The 17,858-nt window shown below is 70.0% G+C and carries 15 protein-coding genes; all 15 read left to right on the top strand.

Features of this window, described 5'->3' with window-relative positions; translation table 11 throughout:
- Nucleotides 1-233 precede the first annotated feature (233 nt).
- From mraZ to ftsA, 15 genes are read left to right on the top strand one after another with little or no spacing between them, the layout of a single operon-like run.
- Complete coding sequence (gene mraZ / locus ACO1BU_RS03225; protein WP_424134455.1) at nt 234-683, top strand: division/cell wall cluster transcriptional repressor MraZ; 450 nt, start codon at nt 234-236, stop codon at nt 681-683.
- Nucleotides 680-1,657, top strand: coding sequence for a 16S rRNA (cytosine(1402)-N(4))-methyltransferase RsmH (gene rsmH / locus ACO1BU_RS03220; RefSeq protein ID WP_424134454.1), 978 nt, complete (start codon nt 680-682; stop codon nt 1,655-1,657). Before mraZ ends, rsmH begins: the two co-directional genes overlap by 4 nt.
- The gene (ftsL, locus tag ACO1BU_RS03215; RefSeq protein WP_424134453.1) at nt 1,654-2,631 is read left to right on the top strand and encodes a cell division protein FtsL; all 978 of its coding nucleotides are present in this window, start codon (nt 1,654-1,656) and stop codon (nt 2,629-2,631) included. The genes rsmH and ftsL overlap by 4 nt, the downstream gene beginning before the upstream one ends.
- A gap of 7 nt (nt 2,632-2,638) precedes the next feature.
- Entirely contained in the window at nt 2,639-4,741 is a 2,103-nt protein-coding gene (locus tag ACO1BU_RS03210) for a peptidoglycan D,D-transpeptidase FtsI family protein (protein ID WP_424134452.1), read from the top strand.
- Entirely contained in the window at nt 4,728-6,191 is a 1,464-nt protein-coding gene (locus ACO1BU_RS03205; protein ID WP_424134451.1) for a UDP-N-acetylmuramoyl-L-alanyl-D-glutamate--2,6-diaminopimelate ligase, read from the top strand. Before ACO1BU_RS03210 ends, ACO1BU_RS03205 begins: the two co-directional genes overlap by 14 nt.
- Complete coding sequence (locus tag ACO1BU_RS03200; protein ID WP_424134450.1) at nt 6,188-7,573, top strand: UDP-N-acetylmuramoyl-tripeptide--D-alanyl-D-alanine ligase; 1,386 nt, start codon at nt 6,188-6,190, stop codon at nt 7,571-7,573. The genes ACO1BU_RS03205 and ACO1BU_RS03200 overlap by 4 nt, the downstream gene beginning before the upstream one ends.
- The gene (mraY, locus tag ACO1BU_RS03195) at nt 7,570-8,655 is read left to right on the top strand and encodes a phospho-N-acetylmuramoyl-pentapeptide-transferase (RefSeq protein ID WP_424134449.1); all 1,086 of its coding nucleotides are present in this window, start codon (nt 7,570-7,572) and stop codon (nt 8,653-8,655) included. The genes ACO1BU_RS03200 and mraY overlap by 4 nt, the downstream gene beginning before the upstream one ends.
- A gap of 5 nt (nt 8,656-8,660) precedes the next feature.
- A complete protein-coding gene (murD, locus tag ACO1BU_RS03190; RefSeq protein ID WP_424134602.1) occupies nt 8,661-10,007 on the top strand; it encodes a UDP-N-acetylmuramoyl-L-alanine--D-glutamate ligase in 1,347 nt (448 codons plus the stop codon).
- The gene (locus ACO1BU_RS03185; RefSeq protein ID WP_424134601.1) at nt 10,004-11,173 is read left to right on the top strand and encodes a peptidoglycan glycosyltransferase FtsW; all 1,170 of its coding nucleotides are present in this window, start codon (nt 10,004-10,006) and stop codon (nt 11,171-11,173) included. Before murD ends, ACO1BU_RS03185 begins: the two co-directional genes overlap by 4 nt.
- A gap of 5 nt (nt 11,174-11,178) precedes the next feature.
- Entirely contained in the window at nt 11,179-12,300 is a 1,122-nt protein-coding gene (gene murG, locus ACO1BU_RS03180; RefSeq protein ID WP_424134600.1) for an undecaprenyldiphospho-muramoylpentapeptide beta-N-acetylglucosaminyltransferase, read from the top strand.
- A 1-nt stretch (nt 12,301) separates the two neighbouring features.
- A complete protein-coding gene (gene murC / locus ACO1BU_RS03175; RefSeq protein ID WP_424134448.1) occupies nt 12,302-13,744 on the top strand; it encodes a UDP-N-acetylmuramate--L-alanine ligase in 1,443 nt (480 codons plus the stop codon).
- Complete coding sequence (murB, locus tag ACO1BU_RS03170) at nt 13,741-14,646, top strand: UDP-N-acetylmuramate dehydrogenase (RefSeq protein ID WP_424134447.1); 906 nt, start codon at nt 13,741-13,743, stop codon at nt 14,644-14,646. Before murC ends, murB begins: the two co-directional genes overlap by 4 nt.
- A complete protein-coding gene (locus ACO1BU_RS03165; protein WP_424134446.1) occupies nt 14,643-15,596 on the top strand; it encodes a D-alanine--D-alanine ligase in 954 nt (317 codons plus the stop codon). Before murB ends, ACO1BU_RS03165 begins: the two co-directional genes overlap by 4 nt.
- On the top strand, nt 15,586-16,476 hold the full coding sequence (locus ACO1BU_RS03160; protein WP_424134445.1) for a cell division protein FtsQ/DivIB: 891 nt from the start codon (nt 15,586-15,588) through the stop codon (nt 16,474-16,476). Before ACO1BU_RS03165 ends, ACO1BU_RS03160 begins: the two co-directional genes overlap by 11 nt.
- The gene (gene ftsA / locus ACO1BU_RS03155) at nt 16,473-17,801 is read left to right on the top strand and encodes a cell division protein FtsA (protein WP_424134444.1); all 1,329 of its coding nucleotides are present in this window, start codon (nt 16,473-16,475) and stop codon (nt 17,799-17,801) included. The genes ACO1BU_RS03160 and ftsA overlap by 4 nt, the downstream gene beginning before the upstream one ends.
- The last annotated feature ends 57 nt before the right edge of the window (nt 17,802-17,858 follow it).

Here is a 17,858-nt window from a genome sequence, read left to right as displayed (position 1 = left end):
GGGAGTACGCTGCGTTGCTTGTGAGCAACACTCCGTCGGCTCACTGCAATCATGCTTGTTGGCCCATCCTGGCCCATGTTATCCCACGGCATCCCGCAAGGGCCCGGACCTGAGGGGGGCGAGGGGCTGGCGGGATGGTCGGGTGAGCCGGTGGGGTCGGGGGGCCTCACCGGCCCATTCAAAGGGGAACCATAGTCGCCCAGAGCGGCCGCGAGGGGGCGGACGTCCAGCGGATGACCCATTTCATGGGCGCCTTTACGGGGAAGCTGGACAAGAAGGGACGGGTCTCCGTCCCGGCGTCCTTTCGCTCCGCCCTGGAACGCCTGGGAACGCTGGAGCTGGTTCTGCGCCTTTCGCACCGCGATCCCTGTGTCGAGGCCTGGCCGCTTCCGACCTTCGAGACAATGGCCAGCGGGCTCAACCAGCTCGATGTCTTCTCCGACGCGCATGACGACCTGTCTCTCGCGCTTTTTGCCGATGCCTTCCCGATGCGACCGGATGGGGAGGGCCGCGTGGTGCTGCCGCAGGAGATGATCGAACATGCCGGGCTCACCGAGGCCGTGACCTTCGCCGGACGCGGCAATTCCTTTCAGCTCTGGGAGCCGGAGGCGCTGAAGGCGCGCCTGGCCGCCGCGCGCGAGCGGTCCCGTGCCCTGAGCGTGCCGGCTGCGGTGCGCGCATGAGCGAGCATCCCTCCCCCATGGTCGCGCCTGACCCCACCGAGGGAGGCCACGTGCCGGTGATGCTGGCGGAGGTGCTGGCGACGCTCGCCCCCCGTGACGGCGCCACCTATCTCGACGGCACCTTCGGCGGCGGCGGCTACAGCGCCGCCATCCTCTCGGCCGCGAACTGCACCCTCTATGCCGTGGATCGCGACCCCGACGCGATCGCCCGCGGCGCCAGCCTGGTCGCGCGCTTCGCCGGGCGCCTGCACCTGGTGGAGGGGCGCTTCGGCGACATGCTGGACCTGATGGCCGCGCGCGGCGTGGCGGAGCTGGACGGCGTGGTGCTCGATCTCGGCGTGTCCTCCTACCAGATCGATCAAGCGGAGCGTGGCTTCTCGCTGCGGACCGACGGGCCGCTCGACATGCGGATGGAGAAGTCCGGGCCCACCGCCGCGGAACTGGTGAACACCCTGCCGGAGCGTGAGCTGGCCGACCTGCTCTGGGAGCTTGGCGAAGAGCGGTATTCGCGGCGGATCGCGCGCAAGATCGTCGCAGCGCGGGGCGATGCGCCCTTCGAGACGACGCTGCAGCTTGCCGAGGCCATCCATTCGGTGATGCCTCGCGACCCCTCCGGCATGGACAGCGCCACGCGGAGCTTCCAGGCGCTGCGCCTGAAGGTGAATGACGAGCTGGGCGAGGTAGAGCGCGGGCTGGAGGCAGCGGCGAAGCTGCTGGCGCCCGGCGGCCGGCTTGTCGTCGTCTCCTTCCATTCGCTGGAAGACCGGATCGTGAAGCGTTTCATGCGCGACGCGGCGGGGCGGGCTCCGGGCGCGTCGCGCTTCGATCCGGCATCGCTGCGAAATGTCGCAAAACCGGCGGAATTCCGCCTGCTGACCACCACCGCTCTGCGACCTTCTCAGGCAGAGTCCCAAACGAATCCACGCGCGCGGTCTGCCCGGCTGCGCGCCATCGAGAGGCGTGCCGCCGCATGATCCGCCCGCTCACCTTCCTCTCGCTCGTCGCCGCCGCCGGGGCGGGGCTTCACCTGTATTCGGTGAAGCACGAGGTCGCAGAACTCGAGAAGACGCTGCGTGAGACCGTGCGCCACACCGAGCAGGCGCGCGAGCGCACGGCCGTGCTGCGCGCCGAATGGGCCCTGCTGAACGAGCCGGAGCGGCTGCGTGCCGCCGCGACGCGCAACCTGCCGCTGGAGGTGATGCAGACCAGCCAGTTCGTGCGCGCCAGCGAGTTGGAGCGTCGCCTGCCGCCGGCCGTTGCCTTTGCGGGAGCACCGAGCCTCTTCGCACCGATCAAGGGGGAGCGCGCTGGCGAAGTGGCGGTGGCCTCCGCTCCGGCGGAGACGGCTCCTGCGCCGGCAGCCGCGGCGGCCAATGCGGCCCCGCGCACCACAACGACGCCCATGGCGGCGAATGCGAGTGCCCTGGCCGCCGCCGCGACCGGCGCGGTGGCGCGGCTGGCACAGGCCGTGGCGCCCGCCGCCCAGGCGGCCTCGCGCGCCCCCGTTCAGACCGCTGCCGCGTCGCGCCCGGTGCCTGCGGCGGTGGAGCATGCGCCGGTTGCCGAGCGTTCCGTGGCCGAGCGCACGACACCGGCCCGGGTGACGCCATCCCATCAGCCGCAGGTGGCCGCCCTGCGGGCGGCGGAGCCGCGCGCCACCGAGGCCCGCGCCGAAGTCAGCGTGGCCGAGGCATCCCGGCCCGCGCGCCGGCCCGTCCGGCCAGCCGAAACCACGCGGGTGGCCGAGCGCGAGGTCGATCGCGGCATGAACCTGGCCGCCCCGCCGCAGAGGGCCGCGCTGCTGCGGACCGCCATGCATCTGCGTAACCCGGCCCCGCCAGCGGCGGAGATGCCGGTCGCCACGGGCTCCCTGCTCGGCGGGATCGGGCGGCCGACGCTGGCTCCGCCCGTGCCGGTGGCGAGCGCCAGCGCCGCGACGCTCCGCTGAGGCTGGAATGATCGATCCCGCCGCTCCCGATCCGAACGCCACGATCGCCTACCACCTGCGCGAGCCGGTCCGGGCTGCGCGGGTGGCCGATTACCGCGCCACGCGCACAGGTCAGCCCGACCTGGCGCGCCGCGCGGTGCTGGAGAAGAGCCGGGGCCGTCTGGTGCTGGCCGCGGCCGGTTTCGGGATGCTGTTCGGGGCGGTGGCGCTAAGGTTGACCTTCGCGACGGTGCTGGACCCGCGGGAGCCGCGGCGGATGCCTCGCGAGGTGGCCTCGGCGCCCGCACCTGAGCCGGTGACGAGCCGCGCGACGATCACGGACCGCAACGGGGAGATCCTGGCAGTCTCGCTGCCGGTGACGGCTCTCTATGCCAATCCCCGGCAGATCGAAAATCCGGAGGAAGTGGCCACGCGCCTGTCGCGCGTGTTGCCGCAACTCGAACGGGATCGACTGGTCGGGCGGCTCTCCGGCAACCGGCAGTTCTCCTACATCGCCCGCGCTCTGACCCCGCGGGAGAAGCAGTTGGTGAACGACCTGGGCATCGCCGGGTTGTATTTTGAGGAATCGGAGCGCCGCTATTACCCGCAGGGCCGGGCGGCCGTGCATGTGCTGGGCAATGTGGACGTGGACGGCACCGGCCTTTCGGGCATGGAGCGCTACCATGACGAGCGGCTGCGGGCGCGGCCGCAGGAGCCACTGCGGACCTCCATCGATATTCGCGTGCAGCTCGCGCTGCGTGACGCGGTGGAGAAGGCGATCCAGGACTTCTCAGGCATTGGCGGCGCGGGGGTGGTGCTGGACATCAACACGGCCGAGGTGATGGCCATGGTCTCCCTGCCCGATTACGATGCGGGGGATATCGGGGCGGCCACGCCGGAGCAGCGCTTCAACCGCGTGACGGTGGGCACCTATGAGCCCGGTTCGACCTTCAAGCTGCTGACCGCCGCTGCCGCGCTCGAATACGGCACGGCGAATGTCTACACGAGCAGCTTCGACGCCTCGCGCCCGATCCGCTTCGGCCGCTTCACCATCACGGACTACAAGGGCAAGAACCGCTGGATCACCTTCCCTGAGGTGCTGGCCTACTCGTCCAATCTCGGCGCCGCCCATATGGCGCAGACCTTCGGACCGCAGCGGCAGCGCGAGTTCCTGCAGCGGATGGGCATGCTGTCGCGCCAGCAGATCGAGATCACCGAGACGGCGCTTCCGATGGTCCCGCCTGCCAGTGGCTGGAAGGAGATCAACATGTTCACGATCTCCTATGGCCACGGCATCGCGGTAACGCCCCTGCATGTGGTGACCGGCATTTCCGCCGTCGCGAATGGCGGTATCCTGCGCCAGCCGACTTTGCTGGCCCAGCCACCCGGCACGCGGCGCGAGGGCGTGCGCGTGATCAGCGAGCGCACATCCGAGACCATGCGGCGGCTGATGCGGCTGGTTGTGACGGATGGCTCGGGCAAGGGTGCGAATGTTCCGGGCTATTTCGTCGGCGGCAAGACGGGCACGGCACAGAAGACCGGGCCGCGCGGCGGCTACCTGCCCAACAAACGCATCGCCGCCTTCGTCGGCGCCTTCCCGATGAACGCACCACGCTATGCGCTCTACGTGATGGTCGATGAGCCAAACCCGAACGCGAAGTCGCATGGCTATGCGACGGCGGGCTGGGTGGCCGCCCCGGCGGCGGGCACTGTGATCTCACGCATCGCTCCCGTGCTCGGCCTGGTGCCGGAGGATCCGCAGAATCCGGAGATTGTCGCGGCCACCAGCATTCCACTGCAGCCCGGACGGCCCACGCCACGTCCGACCGCCTCGGCGACTCCGGCCGTGCGTCCGGCCGCGCGTCCCGCCGCAACGACCACCCCGCCCGCCATGCCGGGACGCCCGGTCACGACACCGGCAGTCTCGCCGCGTCCGGCCGTGCCGCAGACGGCGCCCGGCGCGCCAACCCTTTCGGCGCCCGTGCCGCTGCGGGTGACGGAGCTGGAGGTGATGCGGCAGCAAGCGGTGAGCAGGGTCCGCTTCTCAATGGCGGCCCAGGCGGCGACACTCGATCCGCCAGCCGTCTCTGATCAGGCATCACGGATGCCTTCGAGCCATGAGGCTCGATGAACTCATGGCCCGGCTGAATGCGATCACCACGCGTTTCGATAGCCGGCCCGAGATCACGGGACTGACGGCGGATAGCCGGCAGGTTGTGCCCGGCGCGCTTTTCGCGGCGCTGCCGGGGGCGCGCACCGATGGGCGCGCACATATCGAGGAGGCCGTGCGCCGCGGCGCGGCGGCGGTGCTGGCGCCGGAGGGAACGGAGTGGCCGCCGGGCGTGCCGCCACGGCCACTGATGACCGCGCCCGATGCAAGGCGGGCGTTGGCGCTGATGGCCGCGCGCTTCCACAGCGTGCAGCCCGGCACCGTGGTGGCCGTGACCGGCACCAACGGAAAGACGAGCACGGCGGATTTCCTGCGGCAGATCTGGGCGGATGCAGGCTCGCGCGCGGCCTCGATGGGCACGCTGGGGCTGGTGGCCGATGGATTTCCGCCCGGGCCTTCGCTGACCACACCCGATCCGATTTCCCTGCACGCCACCCTGGCCGCGATCGCACGTGCCGGGGTGACGCATGCCGCGCTGGAGGCGTCCTCCCACGGTCTGGACCAGCGGCGGCTGGACGGGGTTGTGCTGGCGGCGGCCGGCTTCTCGAACCTGACGCGCGACCACCTGGATTACCACGGGGATATCGATAGCTATCGCCGCGCGAAGCTGCGGCTATTCGACACGCTGCTGGAGAGCGGGCGTCCGGCGGTCGCGAATGCGGATATGGACGCGGCGACGCTGGCGGCCATCCGCAGCATCGCGGCGTCGCGCCGGCTGCGGCTGTTGACGGTGGGCGAGGCCGGGTCTGATCTCCGGCTGTTGCGCCACACGCCGCAGGCGGATGGGCAAGAGCTGGAGCTTTCTGTCTTCGGACGGCGCGAGACGGTCCATCTGCCGCTGGTCGGGCGGTATCAGGCGGACAATGTGCTGGTGGCGGCGGCGCTGGCGGTGGCCACGGGAATGGCGGGCGATCGCGTTCTGCGCGCCCTCCCCCATCTCGCCGGCGTGCGCGGGCGCATGGAGCTGGCGGCGCGGCTGCCCAACGGGGCCGCGGTCTATGTCGATTACGCGCATACTCCGGATGCGCTGGAGCGGCTGCTGGCGGCGCTGCGGCCGCATGCGGCGCGGCTGCATGTGGTGTTCGGCGCGGGTGGCGACCGTGACCCCGGCAAGCGGCCCTTGATGGGTGCCGCGGCCGCTGCGCATGCGGACCGGGTGGTGGTGACCGATGACAACCCGCGCAGCGAGGATCCGGCGGCGATCCGCGCGGCAGTGCTGGGCGCATGCCCCGGAGGGATTGAGATCGGCGGGCGCGAGGCGGCCATTGCCGAGGCCATGGCGGCCCTTGGCCCCGGTGACGTGCTGGCGGTGGCTGGCAAGGGGCATGAGAGCGGGCAGACCATTGGCGGGGTGACGCATCCCTTTGACGACGTGGCGGTGGTGCGGCGCCTCGCGGGGACCGGGGCGTGAGCGCCGTCCTGTGGGATTCGGCCTCGCTGCGTCAGGCGACAGCCGGGGTGGTGCCGGACGGCGTGGCCGTCTCGGGCGTTTCCATCGACAGCCGTGGGGTCGGCCGGGGTGAACTGTTCATCGCGCTGCGCGATGTGCGGGACGGGCATGACTTCGTGGCCGACGCGCTGGCGCGCGGGGCGGGCTGCGCGATGGTGGATCGCGACCTGACCGTGGATGGCCCGCTGCTGCGCGTGGACGATACGCTGGCGGGGCTGACGGCGCTGGGGGCGGCTGGGCGGGCGCGCTCCCCTGCCCGCTTCGTCGCGGTGACGGGCAGCGTGGGCAAGACCAGCACGAAGGAAATGCTGGCGGCCGGGCTTTCCGCGTGCGGGTCCGTGCATGCGGCCGCGGCCAGCTACAACAATCATTGGGGCGTGCCCCTCACCCTTGCCCGGATGCCGGTTTCCGCCGAATTCGGCGTGATCGAGATCGGGATGAACACGCGGGGCGAGATCGCGCCGCTGTCGCGCCTGGCGCGGCCGCATGTGGCGGTGATCACCACCATCGCGCCGGCGCATCTCGGGCGGCTGGGCTCCATCGAGGCCATCGCGGAGGAGAAGGCGGATATCGTGCTCGGGCTGGAGCCGGGCGGGGTAGCGGTGCTGCCGGCCGAGGCACCGCAAGCCGCGCTGCTGCGCCGGCGAGCGGAGGCAGCCGGAATTGGTGTTGTCTCCTTCGGCGAAGGGCAGGATACGGAGGCGCGGCTGACCGGCTGGCGGGGCGGCGCGGATAGCCAGTCCTTCCAGGTGGTGCTGGGTGACAGGGAATATGCGGTGTCGCTGCCCGTCCCCGGGCGGCACATGGCGATGAATGCCGTCGCGGCTATGGCGGCGGCGCGGGCGCTCGGGGCCGATCCCCAGCGCTTCGCGGAAGGGCTGGCGGGGTTTGCCGCGCTGGCTGGGCGGGGGGCGCGCGTCGCGATCCCTGTGGCGGGCGGCACGGTGCTGCTGCTCGATGAATCCTACAATGCGAATACGACCTCCATGCGTGCGGCCCTTGCCGTCCTGGCGGCTCAAGAAGGAATGCGGCGCGTGGCCGTGATGGGCGATATGTTGGAACTGGGTAACGAGGGCGTCGCGATGCATGCGGCGCTTGCGGCCGATGCCGCGGCAAGTGCGGATCTGGTCTTCACTTGCGGGCCGCAGATGGCGGCGCTGCATGGGGCGCTGCCGGCCGGGAAGCGCGGGGCGCATGCGGCGGACAGTGCGGCGCTGGCGCCCATCGTAGCGGATGCGCTGCGCGCGGGCGATGCCGTGCTGGTGAAGGGATCGCTGGGCAGCCGCATGGCGGCCGTCGTGCGGGCGATCAAGGCGCTCGATGTGCCGGGAGCGGCGGCATGATCCCGGCGCTGCTTGCCGGGCCCGGCGATCTGATCATCTTCAACCTGCTGCGCTATGTCACCTTCCGCGCGGGCGCGGCCTGTCTGACGGCGCTTGTGCTCTCCATGGTCTTCGGGCCGGCGGTGATCCGCTGGCTGCGTGGCTTCCAACGCGGCGGACAGCCGATCCGCGAGGATGGACCGGCGCGGCACCTGGTGGAGAAGAAGGGCACGCCCACCATGGGCGGCGTGCTGATCCTGCTGGCGCTGACGGCTTCCACCCTGCTCTGGGCCGATCTGCGGAACCCGATGGTCTGGGCCGTGCTGGTCCTGACCCTGGGCTTTGGCGCGCTGGGCTTCGCCGATGACTGGCTGAAGGTGACGAAGCGGAACACAAAGGGCGTTTCCGCCCGCGGGAAGCTGGTCGTGCAGTTCGGGCTGGGGCTGATCGTCGCCGTCTTCATCCTTTGGTTCCTGCCGCCCGGGCTGAATGACAGCCTGACCCTGCCGGTCTTCAAGGAGGTGATGATCCCCTTCAGCTTCTTTTTCCCGCTGGTGGGCATGCTGGTGATGGTCGGCGCCTCCAATGCGGTAAATCTGACGGATGGGCTAGACGGGCTGGCCATTGTGCCGGTGATGATCGCTGCGGGCGTGTTCTCACTGATCGCCTATCTGGTCGGGAATCGCATCTTCGCGGATTACCTGCAGCTGCATTTCGTGCCGGGCACGGGCGAGTTGGCGGTGTTCTGTTCGGCGCTGATCGGCGCGGGGCTGGGCTTCCTGTGGTTCAACGCGCCGCCCGCAGCGGTGTTCATGGGCGATACCGGCAGCTTGGCCCTGGGCGGCGCCCTGGGCGCGGTGGCCGTCGCGACCAAGCATGAGGTGGTGCTGGCCATCGTGGGCGGCGTTTTCGTGGTGGAGACGCTGTCGGTCGTGATCCAGGTCTTCTGGTTCAAGCGCACGGGGCGACGGGTCTTCCTAATGGCGCCGTTGCACCATCATTTCGAGAAGAAGGGATGGGCGGAACCGACCATCGTGATCCGGTTCTGGATCATCTCGATGATCCTGGCCCTGATCGGCCTTTCCACCCTGAAGATCCGGTGAGCGTCATGACGCCCTTCGCCGGACAGCAGATCGCGGTGCTCGGCCTGGGACGGGCCGGGCTGCCGGCGGCGCTGCGGCTGCGCGAATGGGGGGCCGAAATCACGGCCTGGGATGACGGCGAGGCGGCGCGGGACGCGGCTGTCGCCGCCGGGCTGGCCGTGGCGCGGCCGGAGAGCTTCGATCTGCTGATGATCTCGCCGGGCATCCCGCATCGTGGCCCGAAGGCGCACCCTGTGGCGCTGCGGGCTGCCGAGATCGGCGCGCCGATCCTGTGCGATGTGGAGTTCCTCTTCCGCGCCGTGCGGGCGGCAGGCAGCCGCGCGCGCTTCATCGGCATCACCGGCACGAACGGCAAGTCCACGACGACCGCGCTGCTGGATCATATCGCCCGCACAGCCGGGATGGTGGTCGCAACGGGTGGCAATCTCGGGCCGGCGGCGCTGGACATGCCGGTGCTGCCGGATGATGGCGCCTATATCCTGGAAATGTCCTCCTATTCCGCGGAGCGGCTTGACCGCACGCGCTTCGATCTGGGGGCACTGCTGAACCTCTCCCCGGACCATCTCGACCGGCATGGGGATATGGCCGGCTATGCGGAGGCCAAGGCGCGGGTGCTGCTGGGCAGCGACCTGGCCGTATTCGGCATGGATGATGCGGAAACCCGCGCCGTGGCAGCCGCCCATGCCGGGCGCGTGCTGCCGATTTCCCGCACCACCCCTCAGCCCGGTGGCATCTGGGCCGACGGCTCCCTTTTGCGGGACGATCTCGGTGTGATTGCCGATTTGTCCGAGGCGCTGGCGCTGCCGGGCATCCACAACGCGCAGAACGCCGCCGCCGCGGCGGCCCTGGCCTGTGGGCTGGGCGTCGCACGCGAAACAGTCTCGGCCGCGCTGCTCAGCTATCCTGGCCTGCCGCACCGGCAGGAGCGCGTCGGCGCCATCGGCGGCATTGCCTTCCTGAATGACAGCAAGGCGACCAATGCCGACAGCACGGCCTATGCGCTTGCCTGCCATGATCGCGTGGTCTGGATTGCGGGCGGGGTGCCGAAGGCCGGAGGAATCGTGCCGCTGGCCCCCTATTTCCCGCGCATCGCGCAGGCACTGCTGATCGGCCAGGCGGCGGAGGAATTCGCCACGACCCTCGCCGCGCATGGCGTGCCGCACCGGATCGTCGGAACGCTGGAGGCCGCCGTGCCAGCCGCCCTTGAGGCGGCGCGGGCAACCGGGAGCGGCGCCGTGCTGCTCTCCCCGGCCTGCGCCTCCTTCGACCAGTTCCGTAGCTTCGAGGCGCGGGGCGATGCCTTCCGCGCCCTCGTTGCCCAGCTTTCCAACCGTGAAGCGGAGGCCGCCTGATGGCCCTGTCGCGCGCCGATACATCCATCCTGGGCCGCTGGTGGTGGAGCGTGGACCGCTGGACCCTGGCGGCGCTGCTGACCCTGGTCGGCTTCGGATATGTCATGGTGCTGGCGGCGGCGCCGGCGGTGGCGGAGCGCATCGGCGCCTCCTCCCGCAACATGTTCTTCGTCAAGCAGGTGCTGTTCCTGGGCGGCGCCTCCGCGGTGATGGCGGGCGTTTCGCTGCTCAGCCCGAAGGGAGTGCGGCGTGCCGCGCTTCTGGGCTTCCTCGTCGCACTGCTGTTGACCATGGCAACGCTGGTGATCGGCGCCGAGGTAAAGGGCGCGCGGCGCTGGCTGAACCTGCCTCTGCTTGGCTCGCTGCAACCCTCCGAATTCCTGAAGCCCTGCTTCGCGGTGGTCGCGGCCTGGCTGATCTCGGAGGCCAAGATGGCGGGGCGCCGGGGCTGGATGGCCTGGGGAATGGCGCTCGGCCTCTATGGCCTGGTGGCGCTGGTGCTGCAGCGGCAGCCGGATATTGGGATGCTGCTGGTCGTCAGCTTCGTGTTCTTCACCCAGGTCTTTGTCGCCGGAATCAATCTGGCGATCGTGTCGATGCTGGGCGGCCTTGGCGTCGGCGGCATTGTCGGCGCGTATTTCCTGTTCGACCACGTTCATAAGCGCATCAACCAGTTCCTCTATGGCGAGGGCGGCAACAGTTATCAGGTGGATGTGGCGCTGGAGGCCTTCGGGGCCGGCGGGCTGATGGGCGTCGGCCCCGGCGAGGGCCGCATGAAGAACGTCCTTCCCGATGCCCATGCCGACTTCGTCTTTGCGGTCATGGGCGAGGAGTATGGGCTGGTGGTTTGCCTGCTGGTCCTCGCACTGTTCACCTTCATCGTGGTGCGCGGGCTGGCTCGGCTCCTGGCGGAGACAGACCTCTTTGTCATCCTGGCGGCCTCCGGCCTGCTGGCGCAGTTCGGGTTGCAGTCCTTCATCAACATGGCCTCCTCCCTGCACCTCATCCCGACGAAGGGGATGACGCTGCCCTTCGTTTCCTATGGTGGCTCGTCCGTCGTCGCCATCGCGCTGGGCATGGGCTTCCTGCTGGCGCTGACGCGTCGGCGGATGAATCGGGCGGAGGAAGGCGCGGCCCCGCTCGGCGCGACCGGGGGCATCCGGTGAGGGGCCTGGGGGTTCGGTCCATCATCATCGCCGCCGGCGGAACGGGCGGGCATTTCTTCCCGGCCGAAGCCCTGGCAGCCGAGCTGATCCGGCGCGGCGAACGGGTGGCGCTGATGACCGATGCGCGCTCCTCCTCCTATGCGAGCCCGGTCTTCGCCAATGCGGAGCGTTTCGTGCTGAAGGGCTCGGGCCTGGCGGGGCACGGGGTTCTGGGCGCGGCGCGCGGGGCCCTGGCACTGGCGCGCGGCACGCTGGAAGCGCGGCGCCTGTTGCTGGATCTGAATCCTTCGGCGGTGGTCGGCTTCGGTGGCTATCCCTCGGTGCCGCCGGTCGTGGCGGCGCGGCTGCTTCCGAAGTCGCGCCGCCCGGCGGTGGTGTTGCATGAGCAGAATGCGGTGCTCGGCCGGGCCAATCGGAGTCTGGCAGGCGGAGCTGACCTGCTGGCCTTGTGCTTCGAGGGCACGCGGCGCGTGCCGGAAGGAGTGACGGCGGAAGTTCTGGGCAACCCGGTGCGTCCGGTTATCGCGGCGCTGCATGGCCAGGGCTACGCGCCTCCGCTGGAGGTGCTGCGGATCCTCGTGATCGGCGGATCGCTGGGCGCACGGATCTTCGCCGATGTGGTGCCGGCGGCAATCGCCTCCCTGCCACCGGAAATGAGGCGGCGCATCGAGGTGGTGCAGCAATGCCGGCAGGAGGATCTGGACCGGACGCGCACCGCTTATGCAACGGCCGGTGTCCGGGCGGAGCTGGCATCCTTCTTCACCGATATGGACGCACGCTACCGGGCGGCGCATCTGGTGATCGCGCGAGCCGGAGCCTCCACAGTGGCGGAGATCGCCTGCGCAGGCCGTCCGAGCATCCTGGTGCCCCTGCCCCACGCCATCGACGACCATCAGAGCGAGAACGCCCGTTCTCTTTCGGATGCCGGTGCGGCGGAATTGATGTTCCAGGCCAGCTTCACACCAGAATCCCTTGCCACATCGCTGAAAAAAGCTCTTCAGGCGCCGGAAAGCCTGGACGAGTCGGCCCGTGCTGCGGCACTTCTCGGAAGACCGGATGCAGCCGAAAGGCTGGCGGACCGGGTCCAGTCACTTGTGGCCGTCCAGCCCCTCGGGAAAGCAGTCTGACATGCGCGCGCTGCCGCTTAATATCGGCCCTATCCATTTCGTCGGCATTGGCGGCATCGGCATGTCCGGCATCGCGGAAGTGCTGCACAACCTGGGCTACCAGGTGCAAGGCAGCGACATCGCGGAGGGCTACAATGTCGTCCGCCTGCGGGACGCGGGAATTCCCGTCTCCATCGGGCACGATGCCGCGAATCTGGGCGACGCACAGGTGGTCGTCATCTCCTCGGCGGTGAAGCGCGACAATCCCGAGGTGCAGGCGGCGCGGACGCGCTTCCTGCCGGTGGTGCGGCGCGCGGAGATGCTGGCCGAGCTGATGCGGCTGAAATGGTCGATCGCCGTCGGCGGCACCCATGGCAAGACCACCACCACCAGCCTGGTCGCGGCGGTGCTGGAAGCGGCGAAGATCGACCCGACCGTCATCAATGGCGGCATCGTGAACGCCTATGGCACCAACACGCGCCTGGGCGCGGGCGAATGGATGGTGGTGGAAGCGGATGAGAGCGACGGTTCCTTCCTGAAGCTGCCCGCCGTGGTCGCGGTGGTGACCAACATGGATCCGGAACATCTGGACCATTGGGGCACGGCCGAGAACATGAAGGAGGGATACGCCCAATTCGTGGGCAACATTCCCTTCTACGGCTTCGCGGTGCTCTGCGCCGACCATCCGGAGGTGCAGGCGATGATCCCGCGCCTCTCCGATCGCCGTCTTATCACCTATGGCTTCTCCCCCCAGGCTGATGTGCGGGCGGAGCGGGTGATCACCGACCGCATGGGCGCCACCTTCGACGTGGTGGTGCAGGATCGTGTCAGCCGCCGTTCCCGCGCCTTCAAGCCTTTCCGCCTGCCGATGCTGGGCCAGCACAATGTGCTGAACGCCCTGGCCGCCATCGCCATCGGCGTGGAGATGGAGGTGCCGGAGGAGACGATCCGCATGGCGCTGGCGGGCTTCAAGGGCGTGAAGCGCCGCTTCACCCGGGCGGGCGAGGCTGGTGGTATCACCATCATCGATGACTACGGCCACCACCCCGTGGAGATCGCGGCGGTGTTGAAGGCCGCGCGCCAGGCCGGCGCGCGCGACGTGATCGCGGTGGTGCAGCCGCACCGCTATTCCCGCCTGGACGCGCTGTTCGACGAGTTCTGCACCTGCATGAACGATGCGGGCACGGTGATCGTGGCCGATGTCTATGCCGCCGGGGAGCAACCGATCGAAGGGCGCGACCAGGACGCGTTGGTCGAGGGCCTGCGGGCGCATGGGCATCGCAGCGTCGTGCCGCTGCCGAGCCCGGACCATCTGGCGGAAATGGTGCATGCGATCGCGCGGCCAGGCGATTACGTGGTCTGCCTGGGCGCCGGGAACATCACGAACTGGGCGCATGCGTTGCCTGAGCAACTGGCCGAGCTGCAGGCGAAGAGCGGCCCGCGACGGATTAAGGGCGCGGCATGAGCGCAGCCGTCCACATGACGGCGGAGAGCCCCCTTCCCGCCCTGCGCGGCCGCGTGCAGGCCGGGGCGGTGCTTGGGCCCGTGACGTGGTTCCGCGTGGGCGGAACCGCGGACTGGCTTGTGAGGCCGGCGGATGTGGATGACCTGCTGCGCCTGCTGAGGCGGGCGGAGGCGCCGATCACGGTGATCGGCGCTGCCTCCAACCTGATCGTGCGGGATGGCGGGGTGCGGGGCATCGTGCTGCGTCTCGCCCGCGGCTTCGCCGATGTGGTCGTGGAGGCAGATGGCGTTGTTGCGGGCGCGGCGGCGCTGGACGCGACCGTTGCCGAGCATGCGGCGGCGGCGGGACTTTCGGGACTGGAGTTCCTCTCGGGCATTCCCGGCAGCATCGGCGGCGCGGTGGCGATGAATGCCGGCGCCTATGGGGCCGAGATTGCTGACGTGTTGGACTGGGCGGAGATCGCGACAATGGATGGGCTGCTGCGCGTGCGCGCGGCCGATCTGCGGCTTTCCTATCGCCGGTCGCAGCTTCCGCCGGGCGGGGTGGTGGTGCGGGCGCGCTTCCGTGCCGTGCCTGGCGATAAGGACGCTATCGCGGCCCGCATGGCGCAGATCCGCGAGAGCCGCGAGGCAACGCAGCCCGTGCGGGCGCGCACCGGTGGCTCCACCTTCGCCAACCCGCCGGGGCACAAAGCCTGGGCGCTGATCGATGCCGCGGGGTGCCGCGGCAAGGTCCTGGGTGGCGCGCAGGTGAGCGAGAAACACTGCAACTTTCTCCTGAACACCGGCGACGCCACGGCGGCGGATCTGGAAGGCCTGGGCGAGGCGGTGCGTGCTGCCGTGCTGGCGCATTCCGGCATTTCGCTGGAATGGGAGATCAAGCGCATCGGAGAGCCCGCATGACGCGCGTGACAGTCCTTCTGGGCGGCATGTCCAACGAGCGGGAAGTCTCGCTCTCCTCCGGGCGTGAGATCGCCTCGGCGCTGCGTGAGGCAGGATATGAGGTCACCACGCTCGATCCGGGGCCGGATCTGGGCGCGGTCGTGGCCGGGCTTACGGCGTCCCGGCCGGATGCCGTGTTCAACGCACTACATGGCCGCTTCGGCGAGGACGGCTCGATCCAGGGCGTGCTGGACTGGATGGGCATTCCCTATACGCATTCGGGGCTGCGCGCCTCGGCGGTGGCGATGGACAAGGCGGCGGCGAAGGCGGCCTTTGCTGCGGCCGGGCTGCCCGTGGCGCCGCACCGTCTGCTCGATGCGGGCGCGCTGGCCGAGGCCGATCCCTTTCCCCTGCCCTATGTGGTGAAGCCGCTGCGCGAGGGTTCTTCGGTTGGCGTGTACATCCTGCGCGACGGCGACAACCGCCGCGCGGAAATCGCCGCCACCTGGCAGTGGGGCGAGATCATCGCGGAACCCTATATCCCCGGCCGCGAACTCACCGTGGCGGTGATGGAGGACCGGCCGCTGGCAGTGACGGAAATCGACACCAGCCGCGCCTTCTACGACTACGACGCCAAATACGCGGATGGAGGTTCGCGCCATGCCATCCCGGCGCCGGTGCCGGATGTCGTACGGGACAGGGCTATGGAGGTCGCGGTCGTGGCCCATGCTGCGCTGGGCTGCCGGGGCATCACCCGGTCCGATTTCCGCTGGGACGACTCCCGGCCGGGAACGGAGGGTCTGGTCCTGCTGGAGGTGAACACCCAGCCCGGCATGACACCCACCTCCCTCGTGCCGGAGCAGGCGGCCTATCGCGGAATCTCCTTCCCGGAGCTCTGCGCGTGGATGGTGCGCCAGGCCCGGCATGACGGGCTGGACCGCGCCCCAAAGGGGATGCGCGATGCCGCGTAAGCTGACGGCCGGTGTGCGGGCGAGGCCGGCACCGCCCGAGCCAAAGCGGCCGAGCCGGCTACGGCTCTGGCTGCGTCGGCGCAAGCCGATGCTGCGCCCGGCCGCGAAGGTCGGCACGGTGGCGCTGCTGCTCGGCGTCGGCGCCGTCTGGGTCGCCAGCCTCGATCCCGCGAGCAAGGTGGCAGCGATGGTGAACGGCGCCGCGGCCGATCTCGGCGCGCGGATCGGTGGATTGGTGGTGACGGAAGTGAGGGTGGAGGGCGCGCGCAACACGCCCCCCGCCCTGCTGCGTCAGGCGCTTTCCGTAAAGGTCGGTGATCCCATCCTCGGCTTCGCGCCAGAGGTCGCGCGGGAGCGGCTGGAGAACATCGCCTGGATTGAGGAGGCGCAGGTGCAGCGCAACCTCTCCGGCCTGATCCTGGTGACGGTGAAGGAACGGGCGCCCTTCGCGATCTGGCAGAACAACGGGCGCTTCGCGATCGTGGACCGCGAGGGGCGGACGGTGGCGACCGACCGGCTGGACGCGTTCGGGCCGCTGCCGCTGATCGTGGGCGCCGGTGCGGAGAAGACCGCGGCCTCCCTCTACGACCTGCTGCGGGAAACGCCGGACGTGCTGGCCCGCACCCAGGCCCTGGTGCGGATCGGCGAGCGTCGCTGGAATTTGCGCCTGCACAGTGGCACCGACGTGCTGCTGCCCGAGGGGCATGAGGAAGCGGCGATACAGCGCCTGGCGGAGTTGCATCGACAGAACCAGCTCCTGGACCGCCCTCTGCAAACGGTGGATCTGCGCCTGCCGGACCGGCTGGTGCTGCGCCCCGCGGCCGCGCCGGAGCCCGCGACCCCCGCCGTGGCGCGGGCGCGGGCCGGGAGGAACGGGTGAACGCCGTTCCGCGCCCGCCGGAAGATCCGGCGCCGGGCGTCGGGCCAGGGCCCGCCTCGGGGCCGGGCACGCCGCCACGGGCACGCCACCCGCGCGCGCGGGCCAGCACCTTCGGCGTGCTGGACATCGGCAGCACCAAGATCGTCTGCATCATCGCCCGGGTGGAGTCGGACGGCTTCCCCCGTGCGCTAGGCTATGGCTGGCAGCGCGCCCATGGCGTGAAGGGCGGCAATCTGGTGGACCTGCAGGCCGCCGAGCGCGCGATCCGCGCGGCGGTGGCCCATGCCGAGGAAATGGCGGAGATCAAGCTCTCCGGCATCATCTGCAATCTTTCCTGCGGGCAGCCCGAAAGCCGGATCCAGCATGTGCAATGGGTCATCGGCGGCCGCGCCGTGACCGAGGCCGACCTGCGCGCCATGGTGGCCGAGGGCCGCCGCCGCACGGCGGAGGAAGGCCGGGAGGCCGTCCATGCCTTGCCGCTGGGCTTCACGCTGGATGCCACCCCGGGCGTCTCCGACCCGCGCGGCATGATCTGCGAAAGCCTGGGAATGCGGCTGCACATCGTGGATGCCGCCTCCGCCTCGCTGCGCAACCTCGGCACGGGGCTCGCGCGCTGCGACCTGGAGGTGGAGGAGCCGGTTTCCGCCCCCTATGCCGCCGCGCTCTCCACCCTGGCCGAGGACGAGCGGGAATTGGGCGCGACGGTGATCGACATGGGCGGCGGCACCACCTCGCTGGCGGTCGTGCATGAAGGCGTGCTGCTGCACACCGCCCAGGTTCCGGTGGGCGGCTGGCAGGTGACGAACGACCTGGCGCGCGGCCTCTCCACGCCGCTCGACCAGGCAGAGCGGCTGAAGACCATGCATGGCAGCATGATCGGCACCATCGAGGACGAGCGCGAGATGCTCTCCCTCTCCCAGCTCGGGGAGGATGGGGAGATCCTGTCGCGCGTGCCGCGGGCGCAGATGCTGGCGATCATCCGTCCCCGGGTGGAGGAGACGCTGGAGCTGATCCGGGACCGGCTGGCCGAGGCGAATCTTCGGCCGGAGACAGGATCGCGCGTGGTCTTGACAGGTGGCGCGAGCCAACTCGTCGGCGTGCGGGAAACGGCGGCGCGGATCCTTGGCCGGCAGGTCCGGCTGGGGCGGCCGCAGCCCGTGCGTGGCCTGCCCGATGCCTTTCTCGCCCCTGGTTTCGCGACGACTTTGGGGCTGGTCGCCTGGGGCGCGGGCGAGGGCCGGCCTACACTGGAATTCGATTACGCTTCACAGGGATCGCGAAGCGTTTTCACGCGTTTCGTCAATTGGCTCCGGGACCGTGTGTGATGCATAAGGGCTTGGGGGCGATTCGTATTCATCGCGTCTTCGAAGGGGGCCTTTCAC

Origin of the sequence: Roseomonas chloroacetimidivorans (assembly GCF_049629625.1) — a bacterium.
Classification (GTDB): domain Bacteria; phylum Pseudomonadota; class Alphaproteobacteria; order Acetobacterales; family Acetobacteraceae; genus Roseomonas; species Roseomonas chloroacetimidivorans.
Note: the sequence above shows the minus strand (reverse complement) of the source record. Positions and strands in the feature narration are given on the sequence as shown.